Origin of the sequence: Chitinophaga sp., from assembly GCF_039596135.1 — a bacterium.
GTDB lineage: Bacteria > Bacteroidota > Bacteroidia > Chitinophagales > Chitinophagaceae > Chitinophaga.
On the sequence record NZ_JBCNKH010000040.1, the window covers coordinates 1 to 16,893 of the forward strand.

At 41.8% G+C, this 16,893-nt stretch carries 17 protein-coding genes; 7 read left to right on the plus strand and 10 right to left on the minus strand.

What is annotated here, in order from left to right:
• The 4 genes from ABDW16_RS20780 to ABDW16_RS20795 form a co-directional block, all read left to right on the plus strand.
• Positions 1 to 1,753: efflux RND transporter permease subunit (locus ABDW16_RS20780; RefSeq protein WP_343672386.1), on the plus strand; the 1,753-nt coding region annotated here is incomplete at its 5' end.
• A complete protein-coding gene (locus tag ABDW16_RS20785) occupies positions 1,743 to 3,062 on the plus strand; it encodes a TolC family protein (RefSeq protein WP_343672388.1) in 1,320 nt (439 codons plus the stop codon). The genes ABDW16_RS20780 and ABDW16_RS20785, both read left to right, overlap by 11 nt.
• A gap of 31 nt (positions 3,063 to 3,093) precedes the next feature.
• Complete coding sequence (locus ABDW16_RS20790; RefSeq protein ID WP_343672390.1) at positions 3,094 to 3,711, plus strand: hypothetical protein; 618 nt, start codon at positions 3,094 to 3,096, stop codon at positions 3,709 to 3,711.
• Between the two features lie 160 nt (positions 3,712 to 3,871).
• Complete coding sequence (locus tag ABDW16_RS20795; protein ID WP_343672392.1) at positions 3,872 to 4,615, plus strand: acyl-CoA desaturase; 744 nt, start codon at positions 3,872 to 3,874, stop codon at positions 4,613 to 4,615.
• On the opposite strand, the gene ABDW16_RS20800 is transcribed toward ABDW16_RS20795, so the two are convergent.
• The gene (locus ABDW16_RS20800) at positions 4,612 to 4,914 is read right to left on the minus strand and encodes a hypothetical protein (protein WP_343672393.1); all 303 of its coding nucleotides are present in this window, start codon (positions 4,912 to 4,914) and stop codon (positions 4,612 to 4,614) included. The genes ABDW16_RS20795 and ABDW16_RS20800 overlap by 4 nt on opposite strands.
• Before the next feature lie 88 nt (positions 4,915 to 5,002).
• Positions 5,003 to 5,284: an RNA-binding protein gene (locus ABDW16_RS20805; protein ID WP_343672395.1), complete on the minus strand. Its 282-nt coding sequence runs from the start codon at positions 5,282 to 5,284 to the stop codon at positions 5,003 to 5,005.
• Between the two features lie 251 nt (positions 5,285 to 5,535).
• Here ABDW16_RS20805 and ABDW16_RS20810 point away from each other — a divergent pair, with 251 nt between their 5' ends.
• Positions 5,536 to 6,048, plus strand: a complete 513-nt coding sequence (locus tag ABDW16_RS20810) for a hypothetical protein (RefSeq protein WP_343672396.1) — start codon at positions 5,536 to 5,538, stop codon at positions 6,046 to 6,048.
• Positions 6,049 to 6,071: 23 nt separating this feature from the next.
• Here ABDW16_RS20810 and ABDW16_RS20815 read toward each other — a convergent pair whose 3' ends face one another.
• From ABDW16_RS20815 to ABDW16_RS20845, 7 genes are all read right to left on the minus strand, one after another.
• Complete coding sequence (locus ABDW16_RS20815; protein ID WP_343672397.1) at positions 6,072 to 6,986, minus strand: helix-turn-helix transcriptional regulator; 915 nt, start codon at positions 6,984 to 6,986, stop codon at positions 6,072 to 6,074.
• A gap of 87 nt (positions 6,987 to 7,073) precedes the next feature.
• Entirely contained in the window at positions 7,074 to 8,102 is a 1,029-nt protein-coding gene (locus tag ABDW16_RS20820) for an MBL fold metallo-hydrolase (protein ID WP_343672398.1), read from the minus strand.
• Positions 8,099 to 9,046: an SDR family NAD(P)-dependent oxidoreductase gene (locus tag ABDW16_RS20825; protein WP_343672399.1), complete on the minus strand. Its 948-nt coding sequence runs from the start codon at positions 9,044 to 9,046 to the stop codon at positions 8,099 to 8,101. Before ABDW16_RS20825 ends, ABDW16_RS20820 begins: the two co-directional genes overlap by 4 nt.
• An 18-nt stretch (positions 9,047 to 9,064) precedes the next feature.
• Positions 9,065 to 10,273: an alpha/beta fold hydrolase gene (locus ABDW16_RS20830; protein WP_343672401.1), complete on the minus strand. Its 1,209-nt coding sequence runs from the start codon at positions 10,271 to 10,273 to the stop codon at positions 9,065 to 9,067.
• Between the two features lie 23 nt (positions 10,274 to 10,296).
• Entirely contained in the window at positions 10,297 to 10,920 is a 624-nt protein-coding gene (locus ABDW16_RS20835; protein WP_343672402.1) for an SDR family oxidoreductase, read from the minus strand.
• 15 nt (positions 10,921 to 10,935) lie between these two features.
• Positions 10,936 to 11,727 carry a DUF4249 domain-containing protein gene (locus ABDW16_RS20840; RefSeq protein ID WP_343672403.1) on the minus strand — a complete coding sequence of 264 codons (792 nt, stop codon included), beginning with the start codon at positions 11,725 to 11,727 and terminating at the stop codon, positions 10,936 to 10,938.
• Between the two features lie 5 nt (positions 11,728 to 11,732).
• Positions 11,733 to 14,042 carry a TonB-dependent receptor gene (locus ABDW16_RS20845; RefSeq protein WP_343672404.1) on the minus strand — a complete coding sequence of 770 codons (2,310 nt, stop codon included), beginning with the start codon at positions 14,040 to 14,042 and terminating at the stop codon, positions 11,733 to 11,735.
• Positions 14,043 to 14,534: 492 nt separating this feature from the next.
• Here ABDW16_RS20845 and ABDW16_RS20850 point away from each other — a divergent pair, with 492 nt between their 5' ends.
• Together ABDW16_RS20850 and ABDW16_RS20855 are read left to right on the plus strand one after the other, a co-directional pair.
• Positions 14,535 to 15,665 carry an ATP-binding protein gene (locus tag ABDW16_RS20850; RefSeq protein ID WP_343672406.1) on the plus strand — a complete coding sequence of 377 codons (1,131 nt, stop codon included), beginning with the start codon at positions 14,535 to 14,537 and terminating at the stop codon, positions 15,663 to 15,665.
• Positions 15,649 to 16,077, plus strand: coding sequence for a hypothetical protein (locus tag ABDW16_RS20855; RefSeq protein WP_343672407.1), 429 nt, complete (start codon positions 15,649 to 15,651; stop codon positions 16,075 to 16,077). The genes ABDW16_RS20850 and ABDW16_RS20855 overlap by 17 nt, the downstream gene beginning before the upstream one ends.
• 33 nt (positions 16,078 to 16,110) lie before the next feature.
• On the opposite strand, the gene ABDW16_RS20860 is transcribed toward ABDW16_RS20855, so the two are convergent.
• Entirely contained in the window at positions 16,111 to 16,806 is a 696-nt protein-coding gene (locus tag ABDW16_RS20860; protein ID WP_343672408.1) for a DNA alkylation repair protein, read from the minus strand.
• Between the last annotated feature and the right edge of the window lie 87 nt (positions 16,807 to 16,893).

Genomic DNA, 16,893 nt, shown 5'->3' on the forward strand with positions numbered 1-16,893 from the left:
TATGCCCATGATACTGATCAGCGGGTCTACAGGCGAATTTATAGCCACCCTGCCGGTAACTGTGGCCATAGCGCTGATCGCTTCCTATTTTGTAGCGTTGTTTCTGACACCGTTGTTGTGTTATACATTCATCAAAAAGGGGCTGCACTCACATGCACCGGCAGCACATAAGCGCAAGTCGCTGCTTACCTACATGCAGGATGGATATAATGTTGTGCTGGATTGGTGTATTAAACATCCCAGGCTTACTGTAATCAGCAGCTTTTTCTCCCTCGTGCTAATGGCCCTGTTATTGCAATTTGGCGTGCGGGAACTGTTCTTTCCACCGGCAGAACGTAACCAGTTTATCGTGGAACTGTGGATGCCAACAGGTACCAGGCTTGAAAAAACAAACGAAACCATACTAAAAGCAGAAAACCTTGTGAAAGGGGATAAGCGGGTAGTATCTTATGCCACCTTCACAGGTACTTCGGCCCCCAGGTTCTATTACAATTTTACACCTGAATTTCCTACCAGCAACTATGCACTCCTGTTGGTGAACACCACCTCCGGGAAAACAACCGAAGAACTGGCGGAAGAGCTGACGCACAAGGTCGGGAAACTCGCTGCTGATGGTACCTTCTTCGTAAAGCTGATGCAGCAGGGATCTTCTATGAGTGCACCTGTGGAGGTCAGGATCATTGGAGAGGATATATCTACATTAAAGCATATCAGGGATACTATCAGTAGTATCATAAAAAAGACGCGGGGCAGCCAGTTTGTAAGAGACGATTTTTCGGAAGATTATTACGGCGTTGGCCTGCAACTGAAAGAAGAAGCAAAACGCATGGGCCTTACAACTACCAGTGTGGCACAATCGGTATACACAGGTTTCACCGGTGCGCCTATCTCTACCATGTACGAGGGTAGCACGCCTGTTAACATTGTGCTAAGGTTAAATGAAGCCAACAGGAAAGATTTCTCCGATCTGGAAAATATTTACCTCACCTCGCCGGTAACCGGTGCCCAGGTGCCTCTGCGGCAGATTGCAGACCTTGTGCCTCAGTGGCAGACGGGTAAGATCATGCACCGCAATGGGGTTAGAACATTGACTGTACAGAGTGAAACAGCTGCCGGCGTATTGCCCGCAGAGCTGCTGGAAGCAGTGAAACCGCAAATAGAAAAGCTGCAACTACCTGCAGGCTACCGTATTGAATATGGTGGGGAAGAAGCTAATAAAGATGAGGTGTTTGTAGAAATGGTAACGGCACTGCTTATTAGTCTTGCACTCATATTTTTCATCCTCCTTTTCCAGTTCAGGAATATAAAAGAAACGGTGGTGGTGATGCTCACCATACCACTCAGTCTTTTCGGAGCCATCCTGGGACTTGTAGTTACCGGTAACAATTTCAGCTTTACTGCTTTCATTGGCCTCATCGCCTTGTCAGGTATCGTTGTGAGAAATGCTATCATCCTGGTAGATCATACAAATGTGTTGCTGAAGCAGGGCATGGATATTAAAACAGCGGCAATAGAAGCGGCAAAAAGAAGATTGCGTCCTATTTTCCTTACGGCCATGGCAGCTGCTATTGGTGTATTGCCTATGATCATTTCCGGCTCAGGTATGTGGGCACCGCTGGCCAGTGTATTGGCCTTTGGAGTAGTATGGAGCATGATCATGGCATTGCTCACCGTGCCCATTATGTATATAGCTATGATCAGGGAAAAGGATTTATTGAAAAACCAACACAACACTGTTACAAATGAGGCTTGATATAAAACGTTGCCTGCTGTTAGCTGTCCCGCTCATAAGCGGATCATTCCTGCAGGCACAGGACAGGAAGTATTCTTTACAACAGTTAACAGATTCGGCTATTTCCAACAGCCACCTGGTAGCTGTCAAAAACTGGCAGATAGAGGAGAAAATGAGGAAGTTAAAAGAAGACGGGATTAAAAGATATCCTGCTTCAACTTTATCTGGCAACTATCAGTATAACTTTTCCCTGCCTGATATAACTATACCGGCAGGAACCATCTCTGGTGGTACACAGGTACTACCTGCTACAGACATTAAATTACCGGTGGGACAGCGTTCCACATACAGTATTGAACTGTCAGCCTATCAGCCCATCCTGGAACAGGCTAAGATTAAGACAGGACTAGACATAGACAGGAAGGAGATAGCGTTGTCCGAAAAGGAAAAAAACAAATTGATCCAGGACCTGAGGCTGGCAGTTCAAAAGTTATATTATGGCATACTGATCGCGCAGCAACAGCAGGTAGAGGCTTCGGCCAGGCTGGAACTGGCAAAAGCTAAACTTGCGGATGCAGCAACTGCGCTGGAAGCCGGGAAGACCATCAGTGTAAGTATTGCAGGTCTGCGGGCCAGTGTAGCTGAGGAACAGCAAAATGTGCTTAAACAGGGCATCCAGGTGCAGGATTATAAAAGTGAACTGTTGAACATCACCAATATCAATGGCGGGGACATTGATGTTGAACCTATTGATGTTTCCATTAAACCGCTTGCAACATTAGATGCCTATCATGCAGGTATTTCAACTAACCCGGATATGCAAATTGCAATGCTTAACAGGGAAAAGGCAATGCTGGGAATAAAAGCTGCTAAACAGGGTTATCTGCCAAATATAGGTTTGATAGGTGGATACTATTATCAGCAAGGTAATCCGCTTTTGCCTTCCAGCAATCCTTATATCGGTATTAACCTGAAATGGGATATACAGGCTCTTTTCTCCAATCAACAGGTATTACGGCAGCGGGAAGCGCAGTTAAGGCAATCAGAACATTATATAGCTTATCAGCAGCAACAGCTCAGTACAGATATTGACAAAGCTTACCGGAAAATAAACCAGGCCTCGACGCTGATGGATGTAGCAGGGCAGGCGGTACACTATCGTAGAGAGGAACTGCAGTTGCAGCAGGATAAACATACCTCCGGGCTTGATGTGAAAACAGACATGGTGGAGGTAAAAGCCAACCTGGCCAGGGCAGAAGCTGATTACTATGCTGCCCGTTTAGCTTACCTGATAGCAGTTGCAGAACTGGAAAAACTGTCAGGTCAATGATCCTTATTCACTATCGTATAAAGCCGCATTTATGATTAAGCATTGGGTACTTATTGCATTTTCTCTGGTAGTATCATTGTCGTCCAGGGCACAGTTTGATTATAAAGAAAAAAAACTGTTGTTTTATTTCAATGGGGGAGTGGGATACTATCTCCCCCTTACCGCACAGACTACGCTTAGCGAAAGAGGTTCTGCCTCGTCATTTCAGTTCCAGGTAGATTATAAAGCACACTTGTTTGGTCGTTTTTATTTTGACCAGTATAGTATTGCCTTCCATACGAAGTATACACAGAATGGTTTTAATACACAGTTGGATGGAAAGGTACCCACTACAGCAATAGGGCTGGATGTTGGTTATGGCTGGCATTTTCACCGTTTTTCTGCTTACACTTATACTGGTGCGGGGTTAGCAATGACAGATATTCCTGTTCTCAGGAGTGAGGCTGGTTCAAGCGATGCGTATCTGAGTAGTTCATCCCGATCTTCGATGGCGTTGCGTGTGGGGTGTGGTGTTAATTTTAAAATAAACAGGTATTTCATACCTTATTTCGAGGCGCAGTATATGAGTTTTCCTGTGAGGACGCAGGTGTATAATGGTGATTTGGATGGGATTAGTTTGCAGGTGGGGTTTAAGACGCCGTTGCAATAAGGAGGGGAGTGTTAATTTCACCGGATATATCGCATTATCATTTTCTTAACAATATGAAGGTTATCTTTAGGGTATTACTTCACTGGAATACGCTTCTTATTTTCATCTATCTAACAGCATATTTGAGATTTATTATCGCGTTCTACAAGAAATCTCTAATATGGTTATTTTCATTTTTTTTATTTCAATCTGGTATCTCTCCTTGTTTTCGCAAACTTTTTTTCAGCATAGATATGCTGCACATGGTGCATTTATGATGAGTAAAGGTTGGGAACGGTTCTTTTTTATTTTAACGTATATCACGCAGGGATCCTCATACATGAGTCCCAAAGCATATGGTATAATGCACAGGCTGCATCACGCACATACTGATACACCGCTTGATCCGCATTCTCCGTCAAATTCGTCTAACATCTTTTCCATGATGTGGCATACAAGGACCGTGTATCAGAATATATTACATCGTAAAATAGCAATAGAAGAAAGGTATAGCAAAAATCTTCCGTCCTGGGATAGTTTCGATCGTTTTGCTAATGGCGGATTTTCAAGATTATTATGGGTGGCACTATATATCCTGTTTTTCGTGGCATTTGCGACAAGTCCATGGCAGTATCTGCTGTTGCCAATTGTAATTTCAATGGGGGCTTTTCATGGAGCGATTGTGAACTGGTTTGCACACAAGTATGGGTACATCAATTTCAAATTGAAAAATACATCTATGAATTTACTGTTTGTGGATGTACTGATGTTGGGAGAGTCTTATCACAATAATCACCATAAGCATCCGGCTGCTGTTAATTTTGGGCGTCGGTGGTATGAAATTGATCCTGTATATTACGTGATCCGTTTATTATCATATATTAAGATCATCAGGATCGTGAAAGGTAGCAACGTCTATATTTAAACGTATCGTACACGTTGTAAAAATTCCTGCAGATGTAGCCTGATCATGTACATCAATTTTTTCTGGAACCAGTCAATGGTGGGCAGATCTCTGTTTCTGGAGAGATATTCGAATGCTTTGCTTTCAAGGCTTTGCTTTAAACTGTCTGTATATTGCCCTACCCATAATTGAACGGTATTTTCATTTTTCCGTCTGTCAATATGTTTAATCGAAGAGCAAAATTGTGTATAAAACGAGTTGACAGAAACATATGCGGTTTCATCAAAATTGCTCAGGAGGGTTTCAGTATTGTTATGCATAGACTTTGTTTTATTTATATTGGTACATAAGTAAAAAGGAAACGAAAAACGGGAAAACGGTTCCTTTTTACTTATGTACTTTATATGTTTACCAGCGATTATTAAAGCCTGACCTGGCTGGTCTTTCCTCTTTTGGTCTGGCTTTATTGGCTGTGATTGCCTTGCCGTTTATAGAGGATCCATTCATTTCCTGAATGGCTTTTTCTGCCTCTGCATCATTGGGCATGGTGACAAATCCAAATCCTTTACTGCGATTTGTGAATTTATCCATAATTACATTTGCTGAGGTCACCACTCCGAATTTAGAGAAGTGGTTAGTTAGGTCCTCATTAACAACATAAGGACTCAGATTGGACACATAAATATCCATTTTATATAATTTTTATTGTGAAAAATGTCCGATTGAGGTAACGTAGTGGGTAAAAAAGAAGGCTGTAAGGAAAACTAACTTACTAATTCCGTAAACTCAAACTATGATCCTGATAAAGATATGTATTATCTAATCCTTTACCTAATTTATTATTTTATAATCATACGTTATTGATGAGGATGATAGCCAACATGGTCCGGACCGGTAATATATATGTGTTTCAAATGATTTTCTATTTGTACCTTACATAGATGGTATATAATGAACACGAAGAAAAAGTCATATTTGAGAGATGTATAACTTTCCTTAACAGTATAGGTATTCAGACAATATTTCGAATTATAGGCGATGATAGTTTTCTGCCAGGTTTTCTGATTGAAAATGGTACAGTCATTATTGATAAAGATACTGTGCAGTATCCGGGAGATATTTTGCATGAAGCCGGTCATATTGCAATTGTGTCTTCCGCAGATCGTGCGCAGCTGACAGAAAAGGCCATTATTAAACGAAAAGACAGAGAGGCAGAAGAGGTAATGGCCATAGCGTGGTCTTATGCAGCCTGTATGCATCTGGAAATAGATCCTGCTTTTGTTTTTCATAATGAGGGTTACAGAGGTGGTAGCAGGAGTATTATAGAGAGTTGTGATAAGAACGAATATATTGGCTTGTTTATGTTGCAGAGTATTGGTATGGCTATAGGTGGAAGTCAGGTTGTATCTAAAACGATGCCCTTTCCTTTTATGATCAGGTGGTTGCGGAATTGATTAAAGCACATTTTGGAAATTTTTTAATTAAACGACTGCCGAAACTCTAACGGCGATAATTGCGTTTTTAATTTAAATAACTTATTAAACGATTGAGGATGCTCAAAGCCCAGTTCGTAAGCAATTTCGCCTACTGAAAGATCTGTAGTTGACAACTTTTCCTTAGCTTTCTCTATCACTTTATCCTGTATGTGTTGTTGCGTACTTTGTCCTGTCAGGCTTTTTAGAACCCCACTTAAATAACCCGGCGAGATATTTAATTTTTCAGCCACATACTGAACCGTCGGCAGCCCATTCGTTACAATATCAGCGCTGTTGAAATAATCTGAAAGCACCTGTTCCAAACGGTCTAGAGTTTTATGGTTCGTTATCTTTCTTGTAATAAACTGACGCTGATAATATCTGTCTGCGTAATTGAGTAATGTTTCAATCTGAGATATAATGATATCCTGTGTAAAGCGGTCAATACTTGAGTGATATTCCTGCTGAATATTTTGCACGATGTTCTCAATGGTAGCTTCTTCTTTTTCAGAAAGAAATAATGCTTCATTAGCAGAATAGTGGAAATATTCGTACCGTTTTATATTTTTGGCCATCGGTGTGTTCCAGAAAAAATCCGGGTGGATAAGTAATACCCAGCCTTCGGGGCCAGCCGTTAAAACCTGTTCCTTTTTAATTCTCAATACCTGATTAGGTGCAAAAAAGAGCATCACACCTTCATCAAAATCATATTCCTGCTGGCCATAAATCAATTTGAATCCGACATTTCTTTTGATGGAGATAAAATAGCATCCACAAACCACACTTGTAGGAATTGATTCAGGTTTAGCCTTTGAAAAATCAATGATACTTATCAATGGATGCGCTGGCTTTGGTAATCCCCACATTTTATGAAATGCTGCTACCGTGTTAGCATTTATCTGACCTGACTGTTCCATATGATTTAATTTTTTACTTATTTACGGAAGTTACAAACGCATTTCCGGTTTTATCTCAAATTTTTGATATTCCCGGCACCGGGCAAACTATCTCCCTATATATTTTGTTTCACCTTCCTGAAGCGTAATAAATCTATCCTGAGAAATTTTCATCTTTTCCAAAGCTGCTTTCAGCTCCTTTTGAGGTTGATCATATTCTTCGGATGCAAGTTGAAAAGTTCCGAAATGCATTCCAATTCCCAGCTTTGCATCTAAATCCATATAGGCGGCCACGGCTTCTGCAGGATTCATATGCATAGGCTTCATGAACCAGTTCGGTTCGTAAACACCAATTCCTAATAGCGCAAATTCAGGGGCTCCAAGACGTTTCTTTATTTCTTTATAGTGTGTAGAATAACCTGCATCCCCGCCAAAGTAAACACTATGTTTGTTACTTTGAATAAAGTAGCTACCCCATAGGCTTCGATCTTTATCTAATAACCCACGTCTTGAGGAATGTTGTGCCGGGGTAAATGTAATTCTGGTGTCCGGATTCAATTGCACACTTTCCCACCAATCTAACTCCTGTACATCCTTAATACCAACCGATTCAACCAACGCTTTATCACCTACCGGAACCAGCACTTTGGGAGAAAAACGCTTCCCGAGCTTTTTTAAGGTTTCCAGGTCCAGGTGATCATAATGATTATGACTGATGATCACTAAATGGATGACCGGGAGTTCCTCCATTTTAATACCTGGCGTTCTTACGCGCATAGGACCAAACCAGCTTACGGGGCTGACTCTTTTTGCCCAGACAGGATCTGTAAGAATATTGATACCGGGAAGCTGGATTAAAAAAGTGGCATGGTTCACAAACGTTAGTGATATACCGTCAGTTCCCAGATCTTCATCAAGCTTATGAATTCCGTTAGTCGCCACCTTCTCTGGCCATTTAGGTCTGCCTTCCCTCATCATCCTGATTATGTCAGAGAGACCTGGCGAGAATTGTTTAGCCAATGTGGGGTTGTAAAACTTTTTACCATCATAGTGATCAGAAACTATTTGCTTGTGAACAGGGGCACAGTTATAGAATGGAAATAGACAGGTAGCCAAAAACACTATTACTCTCGTCATACCTCTTTTTTTATACCCACCATCCACTCACTTTCCCGCCACAGCATCTCCTGGGCATCACCATCCTGTGCCAGCGCTGAAGGATCTGGCCAGGTTGCTTTGCTCCTGACCAGTGAAACGTACATCCGACCTTCAGGAGGTGTAATATCCCCCATTGCTATTTCGGCCAGCGCTTTACCTGCCCGATCTGGTTTCCCCATCACGTATTCAGGACGAAACAATCCGACCAGTCGGAAAACAGTATGTATCAGCACTGTAACGATCATACGGCTGAAAGGGGAGCTATCACGCCCCAGAGATGTACCACCCGTAAAACCAGGATTGAAAGCAATGATGGTAAGATGATGGTCTGCCACTTCTTTTAACTTGCTAAGGTACTGGGCAGTCATCAGGTTACAGAGCTTCGAAGCAGCGTATGCCCTTATCCCGGTACCGAAACCCGTTTTGGTAGGATGCGCCAGCTCCTGCAAAGCAAGTTCTTTCGGAGCGATAGGAGCTATGGCGGGGTCATGTGTATCACTAGTGGTTATCACAACCCTGCCATAGTCTGCCATGCATGGCAGCAGTAATCTGACCAACAGGTAGTGTGCAAGATGGTTGACGGCAAATGTAAGCTCATAGCCGTCTTCACTTTTACGCTCATTGTTGCCATATTGCATGCCGGCATTTAATATCAGCATATCAATACGGATAGTGCCAAGCCACCGTTTTACCATTTCTGCAAATGCCCGGACACTGGCCAGCGAGGCGAGATCGAGTGGAAGTACTTCCACCCCGGAGGGTACTGTTCTTCCGCTTCCCCGGGCACCGACGATCATCTTCATATCTGACTGTGTGGCGAGATAATTCAGCGCATGTGCGCCTAACCCCGCTGTGCCGCCAGTCATCACAACAACACGCTTCCCGGTTTCAAAATCTATTGTCTGCTCGTTTCTTCTTTCCATTTTTACACGTTTGATATATCAAAGACGTTGACACAGCCAGTCGAAAATATATTCAGTCGCTGTAGCATAACCTCCTATCTGGCAATGTGACTGAGCGGTAGTGGCTTCGTCAAAAATCATATAGTGTTTAGGACAATTTAAAGCGTCATAGAACTTCTTTGCCCCATCTCTCAGCATTTCTTCCGTTCCGTCCAGCACCAGCATATTACAGGTAATTTTGTCTAAAACTGAAGTGTTATTATATGCCTGCAGGGCATTAATTACGTCTTCTATTGTATTCGGTACATTATGTTTCCAGGCATAATCTTTTACCAAATTGCGCACTTCTGCAGGCAGCGATATGGATGGCAGGGTGCTGAATTTTTTTAAAGCATTAATGATTCCTTCTCCCCAGCTAATATTGCCGGGATCTGCAATACATATTTTGATCCGCTTATCAAAGGCGGCCGCCCGTGGTACCAGGAAACCGCCAAAACTCAATCCCATCAGTGCAATTCCTGAAGGGTCTATGCCCTCAAGCGTCAGTGCAAAATCGATAACCGGTGTCACCACCTTTTCCCAATCAGGACGAAATGCCAGGTTGTTTAGCCTCAATGCAAAGCCCTGACCGGGGCCGTCATATATCAAACAATGGATGCCCCGGCGAAGGGCCCCATCATATACCCAACGGGTATCTTCTGCCCAGGTATCCCTACCGGGAGTGATGATGAGCAGGGGCGCAATCCCTTTCGCAACAGGCGATCTGTAGAAATGTCCCGGAAGAAAGCTGTTTTCATAAGGGATCTCAACATACTGACCGGGATAGCCAGACAATGCGAGGTAACGTTCGTAACACTTTGAGCTGGCATATGCATAGTTGCGCATACGCGGATCGCCTGCATCACTGAAATACATCAGCGCTGCACGCCAGTATGTGGAAGCACGCAGGTATGCAGTGGATGCTGTTACAAGGTTATTTAAACCTTCAGCAGCTGCAGCGCGGTTCTGCAGGCGTTGTGCCATAGCGCCCCAGGTGCTGACCCAGCTTTCTTCATTGTTTGGTTCAAGCTGCCCTACAACTTCGAGCACTTCTCCCAGGTCAGACATGCCGTATGTCATCAGGCTGAGAAGATGTTTGACCAAAGCATCATGCAATATATTCCTGCTATATTTTGTAGTGGTCCAATGTGTTCCTGTCGTTATACTTTCGGCAACGGAAATCTTCGCGTTATTTTCATCTTTTTCCATATGTCAGATTATTTGTGATTGCATCAATAAATTAGCATGGGTGTCTGCCCAATGAACTGAGGTGATTTGGCCTGGTTGAGTATAAAATCAGCAACATCTGAACGTGAAATCCTGCCTCCATGAATGCCATTCAGATCAATGAGTGCCCGGTAACAGCCTGTTCGCGGCCCATTATTTAAGAAACCAGGACGAACGATAATCCAGCGATTCAGCTGATTTTGGATGATGCTTTCTTCAATATCCTTATCGGCATAGATTCTTTTCAGCACAACCGGAAGAAAAAAACGGTCATATAGAATGCCACAATGGCCTTTGCTGTCGCCTGCTCCCAGACCTGTAACCGCAATCAGTAATTGTTCCGCTTTAAGCGTCCTGGACAGGTTTTCCGCACACCGGGAAAACATTGTTATTTTCTTCATTACATCGGTAGTGCCCAGGCAGCTGCACACGACATCCTGCCCCTCCACCACCTTAAAGACAGCTTTCCAATCCAGCGCATTGCCCTGAATAATGCGGAGATGGTTATCGGCAATTGGCATGCGGTCCGGATCGCGCGCAAGTATTGTTACTTCGTGTCCTTCTGCTAATGCTATCTTTACAAGTTCCAAACCGATTCCCCGGGTTGCACCAATAACTGCTATTTTCATGAGAACAATTTTTAACTATTCCACTATTTGTGTTCGTGTTTGCGTGGTATATGCGGAGAAAATGCCGAGGGCATAGTCGCCTGTTATATTATTAGGGGGATTAGTGGGTGTAGTGCCCCCACCGGGTCCTCCATCTGCAATTTGAGAAAGGGTGTAGAAATAAGTATAGCTGGGTAGATCAATGCAGCGCATTTCCAACTTAACAGAATCCTTTAGTTTTATATCTGTGTCTTGTGTGAAAAGCGATCTTTTATTGACCAATCCATTTCCTATATTGTCATTATCTACGAAGTAGGAATCATCCAGCTTTCCGTTAATAGTTAGCAGGTACCGGTAATTATTTCCCAATGTGGGGGGATCGGTAAATACCGGTAAGATTGAATACAGATCCTCTTCTCCTGGTACAGACGTGGGACTGAATTTGAGAGAGTCTAAATTGACTTTCAGCGGCATAGTAGAGGTGGCATAATATTCTTTATCTTCTATGCTAACACTTAAGGAGTAAGTATTCCCAGGAGTGCCGATTATTGTACTGGTCTGATAAATGCCTGGCGAAGTTTCAGTCAGCGTATCAGTGATTCCATTGTTATCTGAAATGATCACGGTTGCACCGCTGACACCTGGATAAACATTACTTTCACTATAATTGACGGTCTTTGTTATCCTGACATAATACGGTCCCGCGGCGTCTGTAATACTTCCATCTATTACAATTTGTGGCTCGGAAGAATTAAGGTCAACATGAATTTCCTTTTCGCAGGATGAAAGGATAAATGATGTTGAGAGAATTGACAGTATCTTTTTCATACCACTTAAAATTTAAAATTATAGGTTGCAGATGGCACCCAGCGAAATAGCGATGTTTGCAACGCTCTTGTACGTGTAGGATCATTAGGATTGTCTTCAAATGTTATAGTAAAGGCATTTTCTCTGCCATAGGCATTATACAGACTGAAGTTCCAGGATGATTCATATTTCTTGTTTTTATGTGGCCTGGTATAAGTAGCCCCTAAGTCAAGGCGATGATATGCTGGCATACGATATCCGTTCCGTTCGGTATAATAAAAAACCGTATTCCCTTCCACATTGTATTTGCCGCTTGGAAAGGTGACGGCATTTCCTGTATTGTAAACAAACAAGGCAGATAATGACCACCGGCTGTTAAGTTCATACATAGTGACAACAGACAAATCATGTGGCCTGTCCTGACGGGCTGCATACCATTTGTTGCCATTAATGCCATCAATTTTTCGTTCAGTACGGGAGAGGGTATAGCCTATCCATCCAGTGAATTTGCCAGTGTTTTTCTTCAGGAGAAACTCTGCCCCGTAGGCCCTTCCTTTTCCATACAGCAACTCGCTTTCAACATCCTGGGCAGAGATCAGGTCCGCACCATCCTTGTAATCAACCTGATTTTGCAGGTTTTTGTAATAAACTTCCACACTCATCTGGTATTTCCGGTCTTTCAAATTACGGAAGTACCCTATGCTGACCTGGTCGCTTATTTCGGGTTTTATGTTGTATGAATCACCAATCCATTGGTCCGTGGGACTTGAGCTTGTACTATTGCTCAGTAGGTGTAAGTGTTGCGTATTCCGGGCATAACCACCTTTGATACTGCTGATCTCATTGATCAGATAACTGAACTGGAAACGGGGTTCAATCCTGTAATAGGTTTTGCCAAAACTGTTTGAAGATAATACCACGCTGTCTTTTAATGTGCCATGGTCATATATATTATAAGTGTCACCACCTAGAATGCTGTAGGAAGAGAATCGTAATCCATAGTCGATTGTAAAGCGGTTGTTTAATTCGGTGGTGTTATTGAAAAAGACAGCATTTTCCAGTCCTGACCGGCTTTGCTTGGGAGCCTGCACCACACTGTCTCCGCGGAAGCGGGTAGGTGTAATGGTGTGATAAATACTGTTGAAACCAAAACGTATTGTGTTTTTTGTATCGGGTGCGTATTGAAACTCCTGCTTGAGGTTCCAGTCCCGGATTGTTGAATTTACATTAAAGTCAGAACCATCTGCATCAATGTTGATGTTAAAGTCATAATTGCTATAAATGACAGATGTATTAGAGAACAATTTTGGAGAGATGATACTATTCCAGCGTAGTGTGCCGGTAGTGTTTCCCCAGTTAGTTCCAAAAAGATCGCCAAACTGAAGCACATCTTTTCCAAAATACCCGGACAGGAAAAGCCTGTTCCTGTCATTGATCCAGATGTTCGCTTTGGCATTAAGGTCGTAGAAGTAGAGGGAATTATCTTTAAAATCTTCGGATGCTCTTAGAAATAAATCCGCATAGGTTCTTCTTCCGGAAATAATAAAAGAGGATTTATCTTTCTGGATAGGACCTTCTATACTCAGGCGGCTACTGATCAGACCAAGACCTCCTGACGCACTGTATTTTTGATTGTTCCCTTCTTTCATTTTTGCATCTAGTACGGATGATAAGCGACCGCCATATTGCGCAGGATTATTTCCTTTGATGATGGATACGTCTTTTAAAGCATCGCTATTAAAAGTGGAGAAAAAACCAAACAAATGTGAGGCGTTGTAAACAGGGGCTTCATCCAGCAGTATCAGGTTCTGATCAGCACTGCCACCGCGCACAAAAAAACCGCTATTGCCTTCTCCTGCTGCTTTTACTCCGGGTAAGAGCTGGATGGTTTTTAATATATCTTTTTCTCCGAAAATGACAGGAAGTTTTTCAATTGTTTTGATCTCTAATTTCTCGACTCCAATATTTGTAGTCCTGATATTGTCTTCCTTTTTATTTGCCCGTACTACGACTTCGTTCAGGTCTGCAGTATTTTCCTGTAAGGTATGGTCAAGTTTTATATTAGACTTCAGGTTTACAAGTACGGTATCAGTTTTATATCCCATAAAGCTAAATACTAAATGATATTGGCCTTCAGGGATGGTGAGTGAATAGAAGCCATATGTATTACAAGTAGTACCTGTTCCTTTTAGTTCTTTCACATTAATAGTTACTCCTATCATAGTTTCACCTGTCGCTTTTTCTTTCATCGTTCCGCTGATAGTAAATCGCTGTTGCGCTAATAAAAGGTCTGTAGTAAAGAGGAAAATAATATTTGTCAGGAATATTTTCTTCATTGTTGTTTTTGAATTTAAAGGTGCAAACTTGATATTAGAATGTTGCGTTATGAATCAATGTGATGCTGCGTTGTGCAGTATTTTTGGAGGCATACTTTGACTGGCTTGTTTCATTTTTTCTGATTTTGTTCCTGCAAATGTCTCAAACGGTCAAATAGGGGATGTATCTCAATCTGCTTTTGTTGTAGCTGGATGTGAAGTTGATCATTAGGTAGGTGGTTCAAATAGGATAAAAAAGAGTTCATACCTAATAAATTGGCCCAGGGTGGAGCCAGCGGCCCTAAAACAAAAAATAGGATGTGTTCAGATATGGGGTACTTAAAAATGGATTAATTTACAAAAAATACCATTTTGTGGTAATTTTTGTGAATTAGTCGTATATTTGTGTCTATACTTCTCGATATTATGCTTATAGAATTCAAATTTCGGAACTTATTTTCCTTTAAGGATGAGGCCAGATTCCTGATGACTCCAGTTAAATCTTTTAAGGAAATGGTACGAACCAATATTATTAAAACCAGTAAGGATTTAAACCTTTTAAAAGTAGCTGCAATCTATGGTGCTAACGGAAGTGGCAAAAGTAACTTTATTAAAGCTTTCGGTTATTTCAGTAACGTTATTTATAGTTCGTTCCGCGAGTCATTAAATAAAGAAACAGAACGCAGAGTTCGTACCAACCACTTCAGATTAAGCACCGAATCAGAAACTGAAACAACCATGTTTGAAGTTTCTTTCTTAATAGGACAACATATTTATCGGTATGGCTACGAACTATTAGGCAATACAATAAAGAAAGAATGGCTGTACCGAAAATTGGAGAGAGAGATTAATTTGTTTGATCGCAAAGACCAGACTTTTGAAATCAATAAAGAATCTTTTGCTGAAGGCTTAAAATACCACGAAGAGGTAAACCAAAATGTACTGTTCCTCAGTCACCTGGCTCAATACAATCAGCCTGTGACAAAGGAAGTATTCGGTTGGTTTTATCAGGCAAATGCAATTGATGGAATTGACGGTGATCTTTATTCAAGGTACACTGCAGACTTACTGAAAGAAAATAGCACATTCAAAGAATGGGCAACTACTGTACTCAAATACTTAGAAATTGCCAATATAGAAGCAGGGGAAAAAGACGGGGAAATAATAACATATCATAGAAAATATGATGAGAATAAAATAATAATTGATGCTGTACCATTTAAGCCTTATATGGAGTCTGATGGCACACGAAAGTTAATCCAGCTCCTGGGGCCAATTTATTCCACACTGGTAAGTGGTGGGGTGTTGTTCATTGATGAATTTGATTGTAAACTGCATCCCAATTTATCGAAAAAGCTACTGGCCTTATTTCAAAAGTATAACAAACGCAACGCCCAGTTTATTTTCACTGCCCAGGACACCAGTTTACTGGATAGAAAGTTGCTTAGACGTGATCAAATTTGGTTTACCAACAAAGATCAATATGGAGCGTCTTCACTTTATTCCCTGTCAGAATTCAATGCGAAGGCTGTAAGAAATACTTCAGATTTTGCTAAAAAATATTTAGATAATACATTTGGAGCCGCCGATACTTTCGTGATTACAGATAAACTTACGAATCTTTTATATGGCGGGCAGGAATAAGAAGGAAAAGGCAGGTCCGGCTTATCTTAGGGAACAGGGAAACCGGGGACCTCAAAAACCGAAGAAGCGCAAACTTACATTCTCATTAGAATATCTGCTTGATAAAACAGAAGGTCAAACATTGGCGGAATGGCAGGAATTGGGGCATCTGGCAGCAATGAATGAAATGATGCGGCATTTATGTAAATATACCTGTGAAGAGGCACTGCAGGATGGAAGTATTAAGCAATATCAAAAATGGCCTGATCATTCTAAATTCACTGAACCCAAACACTTACCGGGGGTGACATGGGGATCAATGCACATTACCAAAAAGAGCAAACAGGTTGTTGCCGGATTCTTTGATGAGAATGTATTCAATATAGTATTTCTTGACAAAGACCATTTATTCTATCCGATGGCTGAAAAATAGTTTAACTGCAGGCATCGTAAGTCTTCATATAAATTAGCCTCCTTGTAGCGGGCGATGCCCTTTCTTACGTGGAGGTTTGAAATCCGTTAATTCTCTTAAAGCATCTCCTGCTATCCATTTTGCAGTTTTATTATCCTGTAGTAAAATACGCTCTGCACATTGTATGGCTAAAGGTAACAAGGTTTGGTTACGCTTGCCAATTTGCCGTAATGCCCAGTTAACCGCTTTCTTTACAAAGTTACGTTTGTCCCATGCCTCACGTTCTATGACAGGGAAGAATTGAATAAACATCTTGTTATCGGCTTTTTTATCATGTACTGCTAATCCGGCCATCAGTACAAAACCAGCACGTTTAACAAATTCTCCATCATGTTGGCTAAGTTCCAGTGCCTTTTCAATAGCGAAGGGGGTACGGTCAAACAGGTTTCCGCATGCGTGGTCGCAAATGTCCCAGCTTGTAAAATCCTTTGCCCAGCTGTCAATTAATTGAGGCGTAACCAGCTTTGGGTCGGCAACTAATGTTGCCAGAATACGGGCCTCGTGTATGTCGGTGTCCCATAGTCGCAGGGCCAGTTCATGGTCTTTTCTTATTATTTTGGCCAGTTTCCTGACCTCGGGTATTTTAACTCCCAATGCTTTTTCATTATCAATACCGAAGCGCAGCATACCTGCGTGGTACCTGGTATTTGCTTTTTCTTTAAGCAGGTCTGTTATTTCGGAAACGTCCATAAGTTTATTAAGTGTAAAGATAAGCGAGCAGAATCAAAAAGGATGAATAAAGCCCGCCTCATTATTTTTTCCCCCGCATTGAACTAT